At 37.4% G+C, this 18,202-nt stretch carries 17 protein-coding genes; 6 read left to right on the top strand and 11 right to left on the bottom strand.

The genetic code is table 11. The annotated features are described in order from the left end of the window. Positions 1-11 precede the first annotated feature (11 nt). Entirely contained in the window at positions 12-587 is a 576-nt protein-coding gene (locus BC6307_RS02335) for a TetR/AcrR family transcriptional regulator (RefSeq protein ID WP_066414923.1), read from the bottom strand. A 207-nt stretch (positions 588-794) separates the two neighbouring features. On the opposite strand from BC6307_RS02335, the gene BC6307_RS02330 reads away from it, so the two are divergent. The 3 genes from BC6307_RS02330 (at position 795) to BC6307_RS02320 (ending at position 3,984) form a co-directional block, all read left to right on the top strand. Beyond that, a complete protein-coding gene (locus BC6307_RS02330) occupies positions 795-2,039 on the top strand; it encodes a PucR family transcriptional regulator (RefSeq protein WP_066414924.1) in 1,245 nt (414 codons plus the stop codon). A 119-nt stretch (positions 2,040-2,158) separates the two neighbouring features. Further along, positions 2,159-3,289 carry an alanine dehydrogenase gene (gene ald / locus BC6307_RS02325; RefSeq protein WP_066414926.1) on the top strand — a complete coding sequence of 377 codons (1,131 nt, stop codon included), beginning with the start codon at positions 2,159-2,161 and terminating at the stop codon, positions 3,287-3,289. 152 nt (positions 3,290-3,441) lie between these two features. Beyond that, positions 3,442-3,984: an NADPH-dependent FMN reductase family protein gene (locus BC6307_RS02320; protein WP_066414934.1), complete on the top strand. Its 543-nt coding sequence runs from the start codon at positions 3,442-3,444 to the stop codon at positions 3,982-3,984. Between the two features lie 47 nt (positions 3,985-4,031). On the opposite strand, the gene BC6307_RS02315 is transcribed toward BC6307_RS02320, so the two are convergent. After that, on the bottom strand, positions 4,032-5,135 hold the full coding sequence (locus BC6307_RS02315) for an NAD(P)-binding protein (RefSeq protein ID WP_235858098.1): 1,104 nt from the start codon (positions 5,133-5,135) through the stop codon (positions 4,032-4,034). 180 nt (positions 5,136-5,315) lie between these two features. On the opposite strand from BC6307_RS02315, the gene BC6307_RS02310 reads away from it, so the two are divergent. Further along, positions 5,316-5,879 (top strand): thioredoxin family protein, encoded by a 564-nt coding sequence (locus BC6307_RS02310; RefSeq protein WP_066414940.1) that lies wholly within the window; start codon positions 5,316-5,318, stop codon positions 5,877-5,879. Between the two features lie 44 nt (positions 5,880-5,923). On the opposite strand, the gene BC6307_RS25280 is transcribed toward BC6307_RS02310, so the two are convergent. Together BC6307_RS25280 and solA are read right to left on the bottom strand one after the other, a co-directional pair. Further along, complete coding sequence (locus BC6307_RS25280; protein ID WP_066414943.1) at positions 5,924-6,385, bottom strand: glycine zipper domain-containing protein; 462 nt, start codon at positions 6,383-6,385, stop codon at positions 5,924-5,926. A 78-nt stretch (positions 6,386-6,463) separates the two neighbouring features. Continuing rightward, a complete protein-coding gene (solA, locus tag BC6307_RS02300) occupies positions 6,464-7,603 on the bottom strand; it encodes an N-methyl-L-tryptophan oxidase (RefSeq protein ID WP_066414946.1) in 1,140 nt (379 codons plus the stop codon). Positions 7,604-7,857: 254 nt separating this feature from the next. Between solA and BC6307_RS02295 the strand changes: the two genes are divergently transcribed. Next, positions 7,858-8,694 carry an alpha/beta fold hydrolase gene (locus BC6307_RS02295; RefSeq protein WP_066414949.1) on the top strand — a complete coding sequence of 279 codons (837 nt, stop codon included), beginning with the start codon at positions 7,858-7,860 and terminating at the stop codon, positions 8,692-8,694. Continuing rightward, positions 8,694-9,902 (top strand): SpoIIE family protein phosphatase, encoded by a 1,209-nt coding sequence (locus BC6307_RS02290; protein WP_066414952.1) that lies wholly within the window; start codon positions 8,694-8,696, stop codon positions 9,900-9,902. The genes BC6307_RS02295 and BC6307_RS02290 overlap by 1 nt, the downstream gene beginning before the upstream one ends. A 52-nt stretch (positions 9,903-9,954) precedes the next feature. Here the strand turns inward: BC6307_RS02290 and BC6307_RS02285 are convergent, their stop codons facing one another. From BC6307_RS02285 to ilvC, 7 genes are all read right to left on the bottom strand, one after another. Further along, the gene (locus tag BC6307_RS02285; RefSeq protein WP_066414954.1) at positions 9,955-11,280 is read right to left on the bottom strand and encodes a S8 family peptidase; all 1,326 of its coding nucleotides are present in this window, start codon (positions 11,278-11,280) and stop codon (positions 9,955-9,957) included. 148 nt (positions 11,281-11,428) lie between these two features. Continuing rightward, positions 11,429-12,385 carry a threonine ammonia-lyase gene (gene ilvA, locus BC6307_RS02280; protein WP_066414964.1) on the bottom strand — a complete coding sequence of 319 codons (957 nt, stop codon included), beginning with the start codon at positions 12,383-12,385 and terminating at the stop codon, positions 11,429-11,431. A gap of 13 nt (positions 12,386-12,398) precedes the next feature. Continuing rightward, positions 12,399-13,013, bottom strand: a complete 615-nt coding sequence (gene leuD, locus BC6307_RS02275) for a 3-isopropylmalate dehydratase small subunit (RefSeq protein WP_066414967.1) — start codon at positions 13,011-13,013, stop codon at positions 12,399-12,401. A gap of 15 nt (positions 13,014-13,028) precedes the next feature. Then, complete coding sequence (gene leuC, locus BC6307_RS02270) at positions 13,029-14,441, bottom strand: 3-isopropylmalate dehydratase large subunit (RefSeq protein WP_066414969.1); 1,413 nt, start codon at positions 14,439-14,441, stop codon at positions 13,029-13,031. 24 nt (positions 14,442-14,465) lie between these two features. Beyond that, positions 14,466-15,578 (bottom strand): 3-isopropylmalate dehydrogenase, encoded by a 1,113-nt coding sequence (leuB, locus tag BC6307_RS02265; protein WP_066414971.1) that lies wholly within the window; start codon positions 15,576-15,578, stop codon positions 14,466-14,468. 32 nt (positions 15,579-15,610) lie between these two features. Beyond that, on the bottom strand, positions 15,611-17,155 hold the full coding sequence (locus BC6307_RS02260; RefSeq protein WP_066414973.1) for a 2-isopropylmalate synthase: 1,545 nt from the start codon (positions 17,153-17,155) through the stop codon (positions 15,611-15,613). Beyond that, complete coding sequence (gene ilvC / locus BC6307_RS02255) at positions 17,142-18,167, bottom strand: ketol-acid reductoisomerase (RefSeq protein ID WP_066414975.1); 1,026 nt, start codon at positions 18,165-18,167, stop codon at positions 17,142-17,144. The genes BC6307_RS02260 and ilvC overlap by 14 nt, the downstream gene beginning before the upstream one ends. Positions 18,168-18,202: the final 35 nt, after the last annotated feature.

Here is an 18,202-nt window from a genome sequence, read left to right as displayed (position 1 = left end):
ACTAGTGTCAATTATCTTTTCTTGAACATTCCGTGACTTAAAATTTCTTTTATTGACTCCACCCAAATCGAATATGGAACACCAAAATGATTAGGTATAGCAATACTTTGAAAGATAATCCCAAGCAATAGACCATTCGGAATATCTTCTTTTAACATCCTTTCTTTTTTACCTAATTCAATGAACCCTTGGAGGTTTTTGTACATTTCTAAATGGAGAAGATCTAATTTATCACGATTCTCTTTTGCTTTCGCGCTTACATTTGTCGGAATACTACTACCTATTTCTATCAGTTTATGAATAGATTTGTTTTTAAATATCAACTGAATTAAAAATTCAAACTGCTCCTCAAACCCGTCCACATGATCGATTTCTCTTAATTCAACGAGAAAAAGATTCATTTCGTATAGCATAAAATCGGTGATAAGCTCTTCTTTATTTTCATAGTATTTATACAACGCTCCTCTCGACACGTTTAAATGATCTGCTAAAATACTAAACGTAAAGCCTTCATATCCGTGTTGGAGAAGTAAATGATTCGTTGCTTGAAACAAATCTTCCGTTGAAAACTTTTTCTCTCTCGCCATCCTCCCACCTCCACAAAAAATCTAATCTGTAACCTTTTATTTTTTGATATAATAATATTAAGTATCTTTTCGCTACAGTTACTTACGAAACACAGTAGCGGACATCTACAGTTAGTACTGAATTTAACTCATAATAAACAAATACAAAGTCCATTACATATTATCATAAAGTAATTTTTCATGTGAAATAAATGAAGGAGCCATTTCATGACGAAAAAATTTGAAAATGACCCATTTAAAAGAACGTATACAAGTTTAGAGGACCTTGTTGACAGTATTAACGATACGTTTCAATGCCCTGTAACGATAGAGGATGCTAATCACCGTTTATTAGCATACAACTCTCACGAGGACGAAACCGACCCAGCTCGAATCTCGACCATTATTAAACGACGTGTTCCTGAAAAAGTAATTAATAAGCTTTGGAAGGAAGGAATTATTCCTCAGTTAATGGCAACCGACGAACCAATCCGAATTCCTGAAATTAAAGAAATTGGTTTACGTGATCGTGTTGCTGTATCCATTCGAAAAAATAATAAAGTATTAGGCTACATTTGGATTGTAGAAGAAAAAAATAAACTATCCGATAAGCAATTTTTACAACTTAAAAATGCGGCGAGCGCTGCAACAACATTATTAATTAAACTACATTTACAAAAAAAGAAAAAAGAAGAAGATTACCAAGATTTTTTCTGGCAACTCATAACAGGGCATTATAAATCTCAAGAAGAAATTAGTAAAAAGTTTTATCAATTAAATATATCCATGCCTGAACGATTTTCTGTTCTTGTCTTTCAGTTTGAACAAGAAATCTCAAGACAAATGGAAGACCATATCGCGTATTTAATATCAACAAGTCAAAAAATCACCAATCATTTTCTAGTCGTTATGCGAAATGAGCTTATTTTAATCGCTTCCCCTCACCCTTCTTATCCGGATGAGAAAAACTTTCGAGAATTTATTACCTTTTTTATAGCCGAAATGAAAAATAGGTTTTCGGTAGAAGGAATTAAAGGAAGTTCAGGAACGGTGTATGCCGACTTAGAAAGAGTGGAAACTAGTTATCAGGAAGCATTAAAAGTACTAGAAATGAAAGATGAATATCCGGAAGTACTGGAAGATGTATATCACTATCATCAGCTTGGTATGTTTCGGTATTTCGATGCGATTATGAAAGAAAAACGCTCCGATTCGTACGAACACCCAGCCATTTTTAAGCTTGAACAATATGATAAAGTAAACAACACAAACTTTTTAAAAACGTTAGAAGTTTTCATTAACGAAGATAGTAATATGAACGACGCTTCTAAAAAATTGTTTGTTCATATTAATACGTTAAATTATCGAATGAAACGCATTGTTGAAATTACCGAAATAGATTTAAAAAACGTGAACGAAAAAATGTCCATTTACGTAGATTTAATGCTACGACGCAAACGAAAGGATTTGTAAAATATCACAAATGAAAATGCTTTCATTCTTCATTTCATACAATGAAAAAATGTCAACTACACTCTATAATTTAAGCTAATAATAATAATACTATTATTGAAAACAAAGGGGGCAGGAACATGTTAATCGGAGTTCCTAAAGAAATTAAAAACAATGAGAATCGTGTCGCAATTACTCCAGCTGGTGTAGATGCTTTCGTAAAGGCTGGACATAAAGTAATTATCGAAACTGAAGCTGGGATGGGAAGCGGCTTTACAGATGGAGATTACACAAATGCTGGTGCGGAGATTGTAGAAACAGCAGCAGAAGCTTGGTCTGCAGATATGGTTATGAAAGTAAAAGAACCACTTTCATCCGAATACAACTATTTCCGCGAAGGATTAATTTTATTCACGTACCTTCATTTAGCAGCAGAGCCTGAATTGGCTGAGGCACTAACGAAGAATGGCGTAACAGCAATTGCATATGAAACAGTTGAAGTAAATCGTACATTACCACTACTTACTCCAATGAGTGAAGTTGCTGGAAGAATGGCAGCACAAATCGGTGCACAATTTTTAGAAAAAGTACACGGTGGTAAAGGTATCCTTCTATCAGGCGTACCTGGTGTTAAACGTGGAAAAGTAACGATTATTGGTGGCGGTGTAGCTGGTACAAATGCTGCGAAAATGGCAGTTGGACTTGGTGCGGAAGTTACAATTATCGATTTAAGCCCTGAGCGTTTACGTCAATTAGATGATATATTTGGTACAGATGTAACAACATTAATGTCAAACCCATTCAATATTGCAGAAGCAGTAAAAGAATCTGATCTTGTTATCGGAGCAGTTTTAATTCCTGGAGCAAAAGCACCGAAGTTAGTTTCAGAAGAAATGATTAAGTCAATGAGCCCTGGATCTGTTGTCGTTGATATCGCAATCGACCAAGGTGGTATTTTCGCAACTTCTGACCACATCACAACTCATGACAACCCAACGTACGTAAAACACGGTGTTGTTCATTACGCTGTTGCAAACATGCCTGGAGCTGTTCCTAGAACATCTACAATTGCATTAACAAATGCAACAATGAATTACGCTCTACAAATTGCAAACAAAGGCGTGCAAAAGGCCATTGCAGAAAACCATGCTTTAAAGCTTGGAGTAAACGTTGTAAACGGTTCGATCACGTATGAAGCAGTTGCAAAAGACTTAGGTTATAATTACGTACCAGTTGATGAAGCTTTCGAAAAAGAAATAACAAAATTATAATCCCTCTATCCCTCGTGTTTCGACACGGGGGATTTTTCTATCTATATTTGACCCCTTCGAACGATATTTTCCAAAAAATAAACACACGTTTAAAACCTTTATGATAAAGAATAATAACAAAGTACAAACTTTTTAATAAAGGAGTTGTCATAATGAAAGTTTACGTATTACATGCAAGTATGTATGGACATACAGAAGTTTTAGGTTCTGCCATTTCTGATGGAGCTAAACAAGTTAGTGGTGCAGACGTTATATATAAGTCAGTAGACGAAGTAGATCCAGAAGAATTAAAAGAAGCAGCTGCAATCATTTGGGGTTCAGGTGGTACGTTCGGAGAACCGAATGAAAAAATGTCGGCGTTCTTTTCGAAATTAGGCGGGATTTGGTATACTGGCGCATTCCAAGGGAAAGTTGGGGGCGTTTTTGCGACGACGACAACACAACATGGAGGAGTAGAAAACGTTTGTCGCGCATTACAAACACCGATGTTTCACCATGGAATGATTGTTGTATCTAATACCGGACCGAATGATGCGGATCGTGCTCAATACGGTTGTCCTTACGGAGCTGTCGCAGTAATTCCCGTTGAACAATCGAAAGACGCACCGCTCAATAAGCCGACTGATGCAGAAATGGAAATTGCACGCAATTATGGTAAGCTTGTTGCAGAAGCAGCGATGAAATTACACGGGTAGGTTTATATATCAGTGGGGACGTCCCCACTGATATTTGCCTTCGTTTTTTATTCGTTTCTTAAATAGCGGGGCTCCTTTTTTATAAACGGCCTAATTAAATAACTTAATACCTTCAATGGATTATGTGTACTTTGTTGAAAGATTTTACTACCGATACGACCATCAAGATGGGAAATGAGAAAATCATATGTGTTATTGTTCATTTGTTCTAACGCTCGGCGGAGTATTAACGAATGCTCGTAACTCTTCATTAAAGGCTTCGTTAATTGTTCATAGGTTCCTAAGCCACATATGTCTTGTGCAGCATATATCCCAGTTAATAGTGCTTGAAATTGGCCAAATCCGAGAAAAGGCATAATTGCACCGAAGCAATTTCCTGTAAAGAACGTATTACCAATTCGAGGTGCGTTGCAAATTCCAATCTTATAATTTCTAATTTGAAATTGATCGGTAATCTTTAACGATTGTCCAAGCTCGGAACAAACTGTTTGAAAAAATCGGTCCCAAAGCTTATTTATTTCTTCATCTGTTTTGATTGCCTCATCAGGAAAAGCAATGACAATGTTGGCTTCTTTATCAGAAAACGGAAGTAAATAGCCATATCCTTTAGGAGCTAATTCGTTATTTAACCATACACTAACGGAAAAACGTTCAAAATTCCCTTCAACTGTCGCTCCCTTTAACGTTACCGATAAATCTTCTTTAAAGTTTTTTACTTTTACCGCATAGGAAGCATCACCTGTTGCCATCACAACGTGAGTATACTCTTGCGAAAGCTCCTCATACGACTTTTCAGAGTTAAATATTAGCTCTGAGTTAACTTGCTCTGCTAATTGATTTTCAAAAGATAGCTCATGTCGACCTCTAATATTAACAAAACCAATTCTCTCATTAATAGTAGCTTTACTGTTTTCGCTATGTATGACCATTTGCCCAATATGACTCGTTGGCTTTAAGTACAGTTCGTATTCATTTGATAAATAGCTAATGGAGTCGTTAATCGGTCTAGTTAAAATCGAGAAGAGTGCCTCGCCATTTATGAAGCGGTCTCCAACTTTCGATCTACTCTCGTATATTGTTGGATAGACTCCATTCCGTTCTAACATAATAGCACAAGCTAAGCCTGACAACCCCGCTCCCATTATCGCCACCTTCAATTTATATCCCTCCCGTCATACATTATTTTTACTATTAGTTTTGCCTGATTATAAAAAAGAATGTTCGTGTTTATAGATGTTTCTGTATATTTTTGCATTTCCGAAGCAAAACTCTAGTAAGATACGCATGAAATTTGGTACTTTAAAAGAAAGAATAAAATGAGGTGGAAAACAATGAATTTAAATGAGTGGTTTGCAAAAGGACTTACATATGAACAATATAAAGAAAACATGACGGTAAACAGAGAAGAAATGGAAACTATTTATCAAGATTTTTCTTTAAAAACGGAAGAAACTTCGCTGTTACAAAAGGTAGCACAACAACAATTAAACGTTATTGTTATTACGGAAGACTGGTGTGGAGATGCCCTACTTAATAATCCGATATTAATGAAAATAGCTGAAGCCGGTAAAATGGACGTTCGCTTTATTCTTCGCGATCAAAACCTTGAATTAATGGATCAATATTTAACGAATGGGACAGCTCGCTCTATTCCAATCTTTATTTTCATTAACCAGGCTGGTGAAGAAGTAGCTGTATGGGGCCCAAGAGCTCCTAAAGTGCAGGAAATGGTGGATAAAATGAAGTCTTCCCTTCCCCCAAGTGACTCACCAGATTTTAAGGAAAAGCAATCTGCCCTCTTTAAGCAAATTAAAGATTTATACGTAAACGATGCTTCTCTACGGGATATTGTGTCAGATAGCATATTAGAAAAGTTAAAAGAGAAAGTACTATAATAGAAAGAGGTCTGCCGAATAATAAGTGGCAGACCTCTTTTACATTATAAAACTAAACCTTTTTTCTTTGCATCAGCATCCATACCTGCACCGATAGCTATACCAATACCTATTCCAATTGGGATTCCCATACCGATATTATCGAACGCAGATAAACCTAACGCTACTCCAATGGCTACACCTACAGACATAAACACACTCATATAATAACCTTCCGTGACTAGCTTATGTTTCTTCTGTAGATGGGCTGTAATAAGATGTAGTTTCTTACTATGATGTTTTAACATTTCTTTATCTTGTATAGTTTTCATTGCTTGTATTTCATGAAGACAAGTTTCGAGTTCGTTCAAGTATTTTTCACATTCCGGACAATCGCTTGAAAAAGAATGAACACGTTTTAACACTCGCTCCATTTTTTCCAATTTAAGTCTATGCTGATCTCTATTGCTCACATTACTTTTAATCTCATTTAATGTATCGAATATTTTTTTGACTCGTTCATTCATCCGCCGCTCACCCTTTACCTTTTTTCGGTTAATATTTCTACGGTTGCAGCATACTAAAGGTTTCAAGAAGACTACGTTTTAATGAATAAACCTACTTAATCTGAACAAAGAAATATCATGTTCCGTCTCCCCATCAATCGCAAGTTGACTTAACACTTCCCCCATTACACTACTAAATTTAAACCCATGACCAGAAAAACCGGCAGCAATGATAATATTTTCATCTATTGGATGATGATCAACAATAAAATGTTCATCAGGTGTTAAAGTGTACATACAAACTTTACCATCCTTTAAAGCGCCCGAAGCATTCGGCATATACACGTTTAAAAATTGACGTACATCCCCTTCATCAGCAGGATCAATTCCAAACGGTTCCTTTTCGTCATCAGGGTTTATCTTTTTCCCACCATCATGTCTTCCGATTTTCAACCCGTCACCATTCATATTTGGAAAGCCATAATATTTTCCTTCTTCTGCATCAAAAAAGAACGCGGGAAAATTTGTCATGGTGTACTCATCAGTTTTTGTCTCAAACCACGCAAACGTCTTTCGTGTAGGTTGTAATGGTAGCTCTAAAGAATGTAATAGTTTCGAAGTCCAAGCACCGGCCGTAACGATTACTTTTTTGGCATAGTAATCACCGCTGTTTGTTTTTATAGAGACTCTATCTTCTTCCCCCTGGATATCCACAACATTTGTATGAGGTAAATAGGAAGCATTATAGTTCAGTGCTAGCTCTCGATATACTTCTATACATTTTTCACTATATAATATTCCAGACAACGGCTCGTAACAACCTACAAAATGATTCGGTACATTCAGACCTGTCCACTTCTCCATCATTTCTGTTGAAGACATAACGTTGAGTGGTAATCCATGTGTATTAGCACTTTCTATCGTCTCATTAATGAACGCAGAATCTCTCGGTCCAATGCCGAGTACACCTGTTTTTTCAAATAATGTCGTATTACTTTCCTTTTCTAACTGTTCCCATAATACTTGTGCACGTAAAAGGAGCGGAACATATTGACTTCCTTCCCCGTAGGCATGCCTAATAATTCTCGTACTACCATGATGACTACCGTTATGGTGTGGAGGGTCAAACGAATCAATAAGTAACGTTTTAACCCCACGTTTTGCTAAAAAATAGCCTGCTGCCATTCCCATTGAACCTGCTCCTACAACGATTACATCAAAAATATTATTTCGCACCATCACAACCTCACTTTCTATTAATAAATATTGTACACCTTTTCCATATAACTGTTTAAAAATTATTATTGTTTAAATAAATACCAAAATGGTACGATGGAAGGACGGAATATCATTTTAATAAATACATAAGATGGTATAAAGGTAAGCGCTTTTTTCCTTCCGGTAGTGGTATCTATGATTCCCTCCTTAACTAGCGCCATTTGAGGTATTGATTGTCATTTAAACGAAAATTTATTTATATTAGGAGAGTTGTCATGGAACACAATATAGTAGTACGCAACAATGTGAAAATTTTAGGAAAAGGGACTCAGCCAATCCTGTTTGCGCCTGGATTTGGTTGCGACCAAACAGTTTGGAAGCAAGTAGTTCCAGCCTTTGAAGAACATTATCAAGTTATTTTGTTTGACTATGTAGGTTTAGGTAATTCAGATATAAGCGCTTATAACCCTGAAAGATATAGTACCCTTAACGGCTATGCACAAGATATACTCGATGTTTGCTCTTATCTTCAGCTAAAAGATGTGATTTTTGTAGGTCATTCCGTTTCAAGCATAATTGGTTTACTTGCTTCTCTCTACCAACCAACATTATTTTCCAATCTAATTATGATAGGTCCTTCCCCATGTTACCTTAATGATCCCCCTGAATATTTTGGTGGATTTGAAAAAGAAGATTTACATAGCTTAATAGAAATGATGGAAAAGAATTATATTGGCTGGGCTAATATTTTTGCATCAACTGTCGTCAATAACGCTGATAGACCAGACGTGACAAAAGAGCTAGAAGACCGCTTTTGCTCAACAGACCCTATTATTGCAAAACAATTCGCTATGGCAGCATTTTTCTCTGATAATCGTGAAGACTTACGAAAAGGAGTTGTACCAACGCTGATTTTACAATGTTCTGAAGACATTATTGCACCAACCGAGGTTGGACAATACGTTCACGAACATTTACCGAAAAGTGAATTTCAAGTAATGAATGCAACTGGTCATTGCCCTCACATGAGCCACCCTGAGGAAACAGTTCAACTTATTAAACAATATTTAAACGAGGTCCATCTAAATAATAATCATCTTGGTCCTGTTTAATGGATGAACTGCTAAATTATGCACCAGGTGGCTTTCTCACATTGTCAAATGAAGGAACGATTCTTTCTATTAATCAAACATTACTGACTACATTAGATTACCGAAAAGAGCAACTAATCGGAAAACATATAAATAATATTTTATCGGTTCCAGCTCGTATCTTTTATCAAATTTATTTTATACCGTTAATAAAAGTAGAGCAGCGCATAGAAGAAATGTATTTAACATTAAATAAAAAAGATGGGAAAGAAATACCCGTTCTTCTTAACGCTTCTGGCAATAGCACAAATGACACTTCTAATATCCATTGCATTATTATTCCTATGCAAAAAAGAAACGAGTTGGAAAATCAATTACTACTTGCAAAAAAAGAGGCTGAGCTCGCTTTAAAAGAAAAAAACATCATGAATACTCAACTTAAAAGCGCCTTTAAAGAGTTAGAAGAAAAGCAAAAGGAACTATTAGAATTAAATAAACAAAATCAAAAGTTTACAGTGGACACAAAATTAGAATTGCAGCTTGCACGGAAAATACAAAAAACATTTTTAACGGAGCCGTTTTCTCACCCTCATGTAAAAACGGAGGTGTACTATCAACCAGCAGGAGAATTATCTGGGGATATGTATGGGGTGTATCGTATTAATGAATACCAATACGGTATCATTATACTAGATGTGATGGGTCATAGTATTTCTTCCGCCTTTATAACCATTTCACTACATTCTTTATTTCACCGACTAATCTCAACTGGTGTAACCGGGGATGTTGTAATGAAAGAATTAGATCATCACATTCATTCTCTTTTTCAACATAACGAAGATGCAAGACATTATTGTACAGCGATTCACCTTTTAATAGATACTAGAAAGAAAGAAATTGAATATATAAATGCCGGGCATCCACCTGCTATTTGGCAAGAAATCAACGGAAGACAACGAGAGCTAAAATCAACTACGCCACCTATCGGTTTACTTGAAGGGATTGCTTTTAAAAGTGAAAAATTCTCATACGGTATTGGTGGTAAACTAGCCCTTTACACAGACGGAATTACCGAACCACAAGATTGTAACTTTTTAGCTCCATTAATTCAAGAAAATGCAACAAAATCTTTATCGGAAGTGAAAGAACGAATTATGGAAATACTCAACAACAATAGAAATATAGATAAGAAGGATGATCAATGCTTGATTTTGGTTGATATTAGTTAATGGAAAGAGGTAATGACTTTAAGATGATTCATTACCTCTTTTGATTTTACTATCATGTTATTGTACGTTCAGCGTCTATATAGCCTGCCCCGTATACATATTCATCGTTATCTCCCCATCGTATCGCATTTTTCATTAACGCCTTTTTTACTTTGTATGGAGTTAAGTTAGGATTATGCTGTAAAAGTAAGGCAACTACCCCTGCGCATATCGGTGTTGCCATTGAAGTACCAGATAACGAAATATAGTGTTCTCCAACTCTTGCATTTTTTTGGAGCTTATCAATGTATGAACCTGGTGAACGTAATGAAATAATATTTACACCAGGTGCCACAACATCTGGCTTTTTCACACCATAAATGGTTGGCCCTCTACTAGAAAAACTTGCGATTTCATCATCAGAACGGGAAGGAGTATTTTTATCATCCATTGCCCCGACCGTAATGACTTTACTACTTACCCCTGGGCTCGCTATCGTATGAGGATCAGGTCCTTCATTTCCAGCGGCCACACATACAACAAGTCCTGCATCCCACGCTGCTTCCACGATTTGAACCATTGGATCGTCATTTTCATTTCGATAGGCACTACTCGCAGTACTTCCAAGCGACAGGGACAAAATATTAATTCCTAACGCATCTTTGTTCTCAATACACCATTGTACACCTTCCATCACTGTCGCTAAAGAACCTGAGCCGAGCTTATTTAACACTTTGACACCGACAATGGATGCATTTGGTGCTGGACCTTTATACTGTCCACCTGACATCGACCCGTTTCCAGCTGCGTCACCCGCACAGTGGGTACCATGTCCATTGTCATCGTACGGATTCGCTTCGTTATTAATGAAATCTCTAAAACCTTTAATTCGTCCTTGTAAGTCAGGATGTGGATGAACTCCTGTATCTATTACAGCTATCGTTATGCCCTCACCAGTTAACTCTGTATGATTTCTAACGATATTCGTTGCATTTATAGTGGGAGTTGCAACATCTAGTAAAGCTTTAACCTCTCGATTGTAGTAAACTTTTTTTATTTTTGCGCATTTCGAAAGTATTTCTTCTAATGCTACAGCGGTAACAGTTGCGCTACAAGATTGGATACTTGGAAATTGTTTTCCGATTTGACATCTCAAATGACGATGCAATACTTCATTCACTGTTTGATATTCTTGTTGGAGTTCTTTGTTTTTACATTGTTGAAAGGAGATAATAACAGGATATTGCTTGAAGTTACTAAGAAATCTCTCGAATGTACGATGCAAAAAACACGGGGTATATTTGAATGGACGGTATATTGAAGTGAATTCTTCTCTTAATTGTTTATCTAATTTATGTGCGTTGTTTCTTACCATTTGGATCATAGAAAAACCAAACATCTATTAACACTTCCTTATATTAAAGATACTAATAATTTATGTTGTTAATAGATTTGTTGTAACGGTGTTTATACTAAAAAAAAGAAAACCGTTACTAGTTTTAGTAACGGTTTTCTCTGAAAATATCGTTTCACATCCTGTATCTCACTTAACTAATTTTCCTAACATCTTCTATGTTTTTAGATAGTTTTTTATAGAGTGGTAAGTTGGAAAGGTCCATATTTCCACCGCTAATAATTGTACCTACTCGTTTATTTACTAGGTTAACTTTTCTACATAGGAGTGCTGCGAGGGCAGCGGCCCCAGCTCCTTCTACTAACATCTTCTCGCGCTCTAGCATGAACATAATAGCATAGGCAATTTCTTCATCTGTAACAGTAACCATTTCATCTACTAGTTGATGAATAATTGGATAGGTTACTTGACCTGGCTCTTTTACTAATATTCCGTCGGCTATCGACTGGACATGTTGTAGCTTGTAATTACTTGTTCCAGTAAAACGGTTATATGTAGCTGGCGCACCAGAAGCTTGCACACCAATTACTTTAATGTTTGGATTAAAGCCTTTTACTGCTAATGCAACACCAGCAATCAAGCCGCCTCCGCCTACAGGAACTAAAAGTGCTTGTAAATCATTATACTGTTGCATTAATTCTAACCCGATTGTTCCTTGCCCAGCTATTACATCATGATCATCAAATGCGTGAACGAACGTTGCACCTTTCTGCTGGCGTTCGTTCATCGCTGCTTCAAAAGCCTCTTGATACGTTTCGCCTCCTAGTACGATTTCCGCCCCGTAAGATTGTGTTGCAATAGCCTTTGCGGTTGGCGTTTGGGCTGGCATATAAATTTTTGAACGGATTCCTCTTTTGGAGGCTGCAAATGCAACTCCTTGCGCATGATTTCCTGCTGATGCTGCAACAATTCCTTTTGCGCCTTCAAAATCAGACAGTTTCATAATTTTATTTAACGCACCTCTTAATTTAAAGGAGCCTGTTTTTTGTAGGTTTTCCAATTTTAAATAAACGTCAGCCCCTGTTAGTTTATTTAATGTTGCGGACTGTTTAATAGGTGTTCGATGGATATATGGATGGAGATTTTCCATCGCGTTAATTACATCATGTTCTTGGAGATAATTCCCAACGCAGTTCTTCCTCCCTTGTTTCGTACCGTTTAATTTGATCATCGTATTGTAATGTTAAAGAAATTTCATCCCAACCATTTAATAGCATTTCTTTTCGATAAGGATCAATAGAAAAGCTAGCTTTAAAACCTTGCTCGTCTGTTACCGTCTGCTCTTCTAAATGAACGAAAAGACGGTAGTTTGGTTGTTTTGCATTTTCTAATAATGTGTCTACTTCTGACTGCTGAAGTTTTACCGGCAGTAAACCTACCTTCAGACAGTTATTATAAAAAATATCTGCAAAGCTTGTGGCAATTACTACTTTAAATCCGTAGTCTAATAATGACCACGGTGCATGCTCACGGGACGATCCACAGCCAAAGTTTTCACCAGCAACTAATATAGAGGAGTCTTTATATTGTGGTTGATTTAAAATGAATTGTTCATTCGTTGTCCCGTCGTCCTGAAAGCGCCAGTTGTAAAATAAAAACTGACCAAACCCTTGTCGTTCTATTCGCTTTAAAAACTGTTTCGGAATAATTTGGTCTGTATCAACATTTGCCCGATCTAAAGGGCAAACAATACCGTCATATTTTTGAAAAGGTTCCAATATTATTACCCTCCTTTATTGAAAAACGGGCTCCAATTTTCTTACATCACTAAATTTCCCTGTAACGGCAGCAGCGGCCGCCATTTGCGGACTAACTAAATGTGTTCTTGCACCATTTCCTTGTCTTCCCTCAAAGTTACGATTTGACGTAGATGCACAACGTTTACCTGCTGGTACAACATCGTCATTCATCGCTAAACACATACTACATCCGGACTCTCGCCACTGGAAGCCAGCTTCTGTAAAAATTTTATCTAAGCCTTCTTTTTCCGCTTCTTTTTTAACCGTTTGAGAGCCAGGTACAATGATCGCTGTAACACTATCTTTTACTTTTCTACCTTTCACCACTTCAGCAGCGGCACGTAAATCACTTAATCTAGAATTAGTACAAGAGCCGATAAATACGTAATCAACCGCAATATCTTCAATCGGTGTATCTGGTTCCAATCCCATATACTCTAAAGCTCTTTGAATGGATTGACTCTCAGTTTTATTCTCTAAAGCGCTTGGATTAGGTACTTTACCTGTTACAGTCGTTCCCATTCCTGGGTTTGTTCCCCAAGTTACGTGAGGTTCAATTTGCGAGCCGTCTATAACAATCGTTTTATCAAATGTAGCCCCTTCATCTGTTGCAAGGCTTCTCCAATAATCTACCGCTCTCTCAAACTCTTCACCTTTAGGACTATATTTTCTATTTCTTAAATATTCAAAGGTTACTTCGTCTGGGCTAATAAGTCCCGCACGAGCACCAGCTTCAATCGACATATTACAAATCGTCATCCGCTCTTCCATTGATAAACGACCAATTACGTCTCCTGTATATTCAATAACATGCCCCGTTCCAAATGCAATACCATGTTTGGCAATGATGTGTAAAATAACATCTTTCGCACTTACTCCGAACCCAAGCTCGCCTTCTACTTTAATTTGCAATGTTTTTGGACGAGCTTGCCAAAGCGTTTGGGTTGCAAGAACATGTTCGACTTCACTCGTCCCTATTCCGAAAGCTAGTGCTCCAAACGCACCGTGAGTGGACGTATGACTGTCACCACAAACGATCGTTTTCCCTGGCTGTGTTAAACCTAATTCTGGTCCGATTACGTGAACGATTCCTTGATCGGGATGGTGAATGTCAGCAATTTCAATACCAAATTGCTGACAGTTTTCCATTAGCTTTGACATTTGTGTTTTTGCTATTTCATCTGTAATTACATGTTTATTAATCGTTGGAACGTTGTGGTCCATCGTAGCATATGTTAGATCTGGTCTTCTTACTTTTCTTCCGTTTAGTCGTAAGCCTTCAAAAGCTTGTGGAGAGGTTACCTCGTGAACTAGATGTAAATCAATATATAGTAAATCTGGCTTTCCTTGTTCCGACTGAACCGTATGCTTCTCCCAAACTTTTTCTATTATCGTTTTTGCCGCCATACCTTTACCTCCTTACAACGAACATTATGCATAGCAAGCTAAAATCCCTACAATTGCGTCATCTTCTAATTGATTAACAACAAGCTCAATCATCTTATCCGTTCCTACTACTGTACTACCCTCTGATTGAATATCTCCAGTCCGGTATCCAGCATTTAACACATCATTTACCGCACGCTCAATTGTTTCTGCTTCTTTTTCCATTGAAAATGAATATTTTAACATCATTGCCGCCGATAAAATCATCGCTAATGGGTTCGCTTTATTTTGCCCAGCAATATCAGGAGCTGAGCCGTGAATTGGTTCATATAACCCGAAGCTATCATTTCGTAAGCTTGCTGACGGAAGCATCCCTAGTGAGCCTGTTAACATCGACGCTTCATCACTTAAAATATCACCAAACATATTTTCCGTAACGACGACATCAAATTGTTTTGGGTTTTGAATTAGTTTCATCGCAGCAGCGTCGACTAAAATATGTTCAACCTCTACATCTGGATAGAAGGCTGCTTTTTCCTCAACAATTTCTCTCCACATCTTGCTTGATTCTAAAACATTTGCTTTATCTACAGATGTTAATTTTTTTCTTCGCACAGAAGCTAACTCAAATGCTTTTTCAACAATTTGTTCAATCTCTTTTCTCGAATATTGTAGAGTATCGACAACATAGGATTGATCTTCACCTCTACGCTCACTAGGTTTTCCGAAATAAAGTCCACCTGTTAGTTCCCTTACAATCATTAAATCTACATTTTGAACAACTTCTTTCTTTAATGGAGAAGATGCAATAAGACTTTCAAATGCTGTTACCGGACGTAAATTCGCGAAAAGTCCTAACTCCTTCCTAATCGCGAGTAAACCGCGCTCTGGTCGTAAATGAGAAGGATTTCCGTCCCATTTCGGCCCCCCAACTGCTCCTAGAAGGACAGCATCACTACTTTTACAAGCTTCTATCGTCTTTTGCGGAAGAGGTGTATCGTATTGATCAATGGCAGCCCCTCCGATAGAAGCTTTCACAAATTCAAATTGATGACCGTACTTTTGCGCTACAGCTTTTAAAACTTTAATTGCTCCACTAACAACCTCTGGACCAATTCCATCACCAGGTAAGACCGTTATTTTTTTTCGCGCTCCCATTGTAATCCCTCCATTATATTAGTTGTTCCGTTTTATAAATGTACTTTTTGTTTTACTTTTCTACTCTCAAACTTACAAACGCGATTGACTGCATTGATATATGCTCTGGCAGAAGCTTCTAATACGTCCTGTGCCGTTCCTCTTCCACTTGATTCCACTCCGTTATACAACACTTTTACGAACACATTTGCTAATGCATCACGTCCACTACCGACGGAGTTTAATTTATAATCTAATAGCTGAACTGGTTCCTCCACGATACGCTCGAGTGTATTATAAATTGCTTCTACACTACCTGAGCCAGTAGCAGCTTCTTGGATTTTTTCTCCATCCTTTGTTGTCACAACTAATGTCGCCGTAGGGATGTTAGCCGTTCCATATTGGACTTGTAAACTAGTAAACTCATATTTTTTCTGTTCGTCTTTTTCCGTTTGTTTATCTGTTAATAGCTCAAGCAAATCTTCTTCCGTAATTTCCTTTTTCTTATCTGAAAGGTCTTTGAATAGTTTAAACACTTCGTTTAATTCTTCATCTGCTAATTGGAATCCAAGCTCTAGCGCTTTATTTTTGAAAGCATGTCGACCGGAATGTTTTCCAAGAACTAAACTATTTGATTTCACACCAATTAATTCTGGCGTAATGATTTCATATGTTGATTTTTCTTTTAACACACCGTCTTGATGAATGCCTGATTCGTGGGCAAATGCATTTGCTCCAACGACCGCTTTATTAGCTGGAACAATCATTCCAGATAATTTGCTCACAAGGTTACTTGTTCGTTTAATTTCATCTAGCTTTAGGTGAGTTTCTGCTTCGTAATAGTCTTTGCGGATATGAAGCGCGACCGCTACCTCTTCAAGAGAGGCATTACCTGCGCGTTCACCGATTCCATTAATAGTACCTTCTACTTGAGTAGCACCATTCTCAATTGCAGCGAGTGTATTAGCTGTCGCCATTCCGAGATCATCGTGGCAATGGGCAGATAGTTTAACTTTATCGATATTTTTAACGTACGAACGTAAGTATTTAAATAGCTTTCCATATTCTTGTGGGCTACGGTAACCGACTGTGTCTGGTAAGTTGATCACCGTTGCTCCTGCATCAATGACTTCTGATACAATTTTCACTAAAAAATTTAAATCGGATCGACAAGCATCCTCTGCGGACCATTGCACTTGAGGGAAATATTGACGGGCATATTTCACACTACTTACTGCAGCATCGATTACTTCATCAGGTGTCATTTTTAACTTATAAGTCATGTGGATTGGAGACGTTGCTAGGAAGATATGCAATCTTGGTTCAGCCGAATATTTTAATGCTTCCCACGCTGCATCGATATCCTTTTTGTTCGAGCGCGCTAGTCCTGTTACGGAACTATTTTTAACAGTTTGCGCGATTAATTTCACTGCCTCAAGGTCACCTTTGGAGGCTGCGGGAAAGCCAGCCTCCATAATATCAACTCCAAGACGTTCTAACTGCTTTGCTATTTCCAATTTTTCGACCGTATTTAAATTAACACCCGCTGATTGTTCGCCGTCTCTTAGCGTTGTATCAAATACGTCAATTTTTCGCACTTGCTACCACTTCCTTTTTTGTTTGTTTTTTTACAAATGGCATCATTGCGCGTAGTTCCTTTCCAACAACTTCGATTGGGTGGTTCTTTTCACGTTCGTTAATAGCGTGGAACTCTGGGCGATTAAGTTGGTTTTCTAAAATCCAACCTTTCGCAAATTTCCCATCTTGAATGTCTGTTAAAATATCTTTCATTCGTTTCTTCGTATCTTCGTCTACTACTCTAGGTCCAGATACAAAATCTCCCCATTGAGCTGTATCAGAAATAGAGTATCTCATTCCTGCTAAACCATCTTCATACATTAAATCAACAATTAACTTTAACTCATGTAAACATTCAAAATAGGCAACTTCTGGCTGATATCCAGCTTCCGTTAACGTTTCAAAACCTGCTTTTACTAGAGATGTTAAGCCACCACAAAGGACTGCTTGCTCTCCGAATAAATCCGTTTCTGTTTCTTCTTTAAATGAAGTTTCGAGAACACCAGCACGTGCAGCTCCAACACCTTTCGCATAAGCAAGTGCTAAATCTTTCGCAGTTCCTGATACATCTTGGTATACACCGATTAATGCAGGTACTCCTGCCCCTTCTTCAAATGTACGACGAACTAAATGTCCTGGTCCTTTTGGTGCTACTAAAAATACGTCTACATCATGTGGAGGAACAATTTGGTTAAAATGAACGTTAAATCCATGAGCAAATACTAAAGCTTTGCCAGCTTGTAAATTTGGTTCAATCTCGTTTTTATAAACTTGTGGCTGCATTTCGTCTGGAAGTAGTACCATAATAACGTCTGCTTCTGCACTCGCTTCATGAACTGTTTTTACGTCAAAACCATCTTCAACTGCAGAGTTCCATGATTTTCCTTGACGAAGACCAACAACTACTTCGAAACCACTATCACGTAAGTTTTGTGCATGTGCATGACCTTGAGATCCATATCCAATTACTGCTACCTTTCTTCCTTTTAATACTGCCTCGTTAATATCACCGTTATAATATACTTTTGCCATTTTCATTCATCCCTTCAATTTTTATTGTGAATTTT

The organism is Sutcliffiella cohnii (assembly GCF_002250055.1).
GTDB classification, from domain to species: Bacteria; Bacillota; Bacilli; order Bacillales; family Bacillaceae_I; genus Sutcliffiella; species Sutcliffiella cohnii.
This window is presented reverse-complemented; position numbering and strand designations above follow the sequence as displayed.

What these genes read in the sequence shown, in the direction of transcription:
- BC6307_RS02335 (WP_066414923.1), bottom strand. Translation starts at nt 587, where the DNA reads ATGGCGAGAGAGAAAAAGTTTTCAACGGAAGATTTGTTTCAAGCAACG.
- BC6307_RS02330 (WP_066414924.1), top strand. Translation starts at nt 795, where the DNA reads ATGACGAAAAAATTTGAAAATGACCCATTTAAAAGAACGTATACAAGT.
- ald (WP_066414926.1), top strand. Translation starts at nt 2,159, where the DNA reads ATGTTAATCGGAGTTCCTAAAGAAATTAAAAACAATGAGAATCGTGTC.
- BC6307_RS02320 (WP_066414934.1), top strand. Translation starts at nt 3,442, where the DNA reads ATGAAAGTTTACGTATTACATGCAAGTATGTATGGACATACAGAAGTT.
- BC6307_RS02310 (WP_066414940.1), top strand. Translation starts at nt 5,316, where the DNA reads ATGAATTTAAATGAGTGGTTTGCAAAAGGACTTACATATGAACAATAT.
- BC6307_RS25280 (WP_066414943.1), bottom strand. Translation starts at nt 6,385, where the DNA reads ATGAATGAACGAGTCAAAAAAATATTCGATACATTAAATGAGATTAAA.
- solA (WP_066414946.1), bottom strand. Translation starts at nt 7,603, where the DNA reads ATGGTGCGAAATAATATTTTTGATGTAATCGTTGTAGGAGCAGGTTCA.
- BC6307_RS02295 (WP_066414949.1), top strand. Translation starts at nt 7,858, where the DNA reads ATGGAACACAATATAGTAGTACGCAACAATGTGAAAATTTTAGGAAAA.
- BC6307_RS02290 (WP_066414952.1), top strand. Translation starts at nt 8,694, where the DNA reads ATGGATGAACTGCTAAATTATGCACCAGGTGGCTTTCTCACATTGTCA.
- BC6307_RS02285 (WP_066414954.1), bottom strand. Translation starts at nt 11,280, where the DNA reads ATGTTTGGTTTTTCTATGATCCAAATGGTAAGAAACAACGCACATAAA.
- ilvA (WP_066414964.1), bottom strand. Translation starts at nt 12,385, where the DNA reads ATGGAAAATCTCCATCCATATATCCATCGAACACCTATTAAACAGTCC.
- leuC (WP_066414969.1), bottom strand. Translation starts at nt 14,441, where the DNA reads ATGGCGGCAAAAACGATAATAGAAAAAGTTTGGGAGAAGCATACGGTT.
- leuB (WP_066414971.1), bottom strand. Translation starts at nt 15,578, where the DNA reads ATGGGAGCGCGAAAAAAAATAACGGTCTTACCTGGTGATGGAATTGGT.
- ilvC (WP_066414975.1), bottom strand. Translation starts at nt 18,167, where the DNA reads ATGGCAAAAGTATATTATAACGGTGATATTAACGAGGCAGTATTAAAA.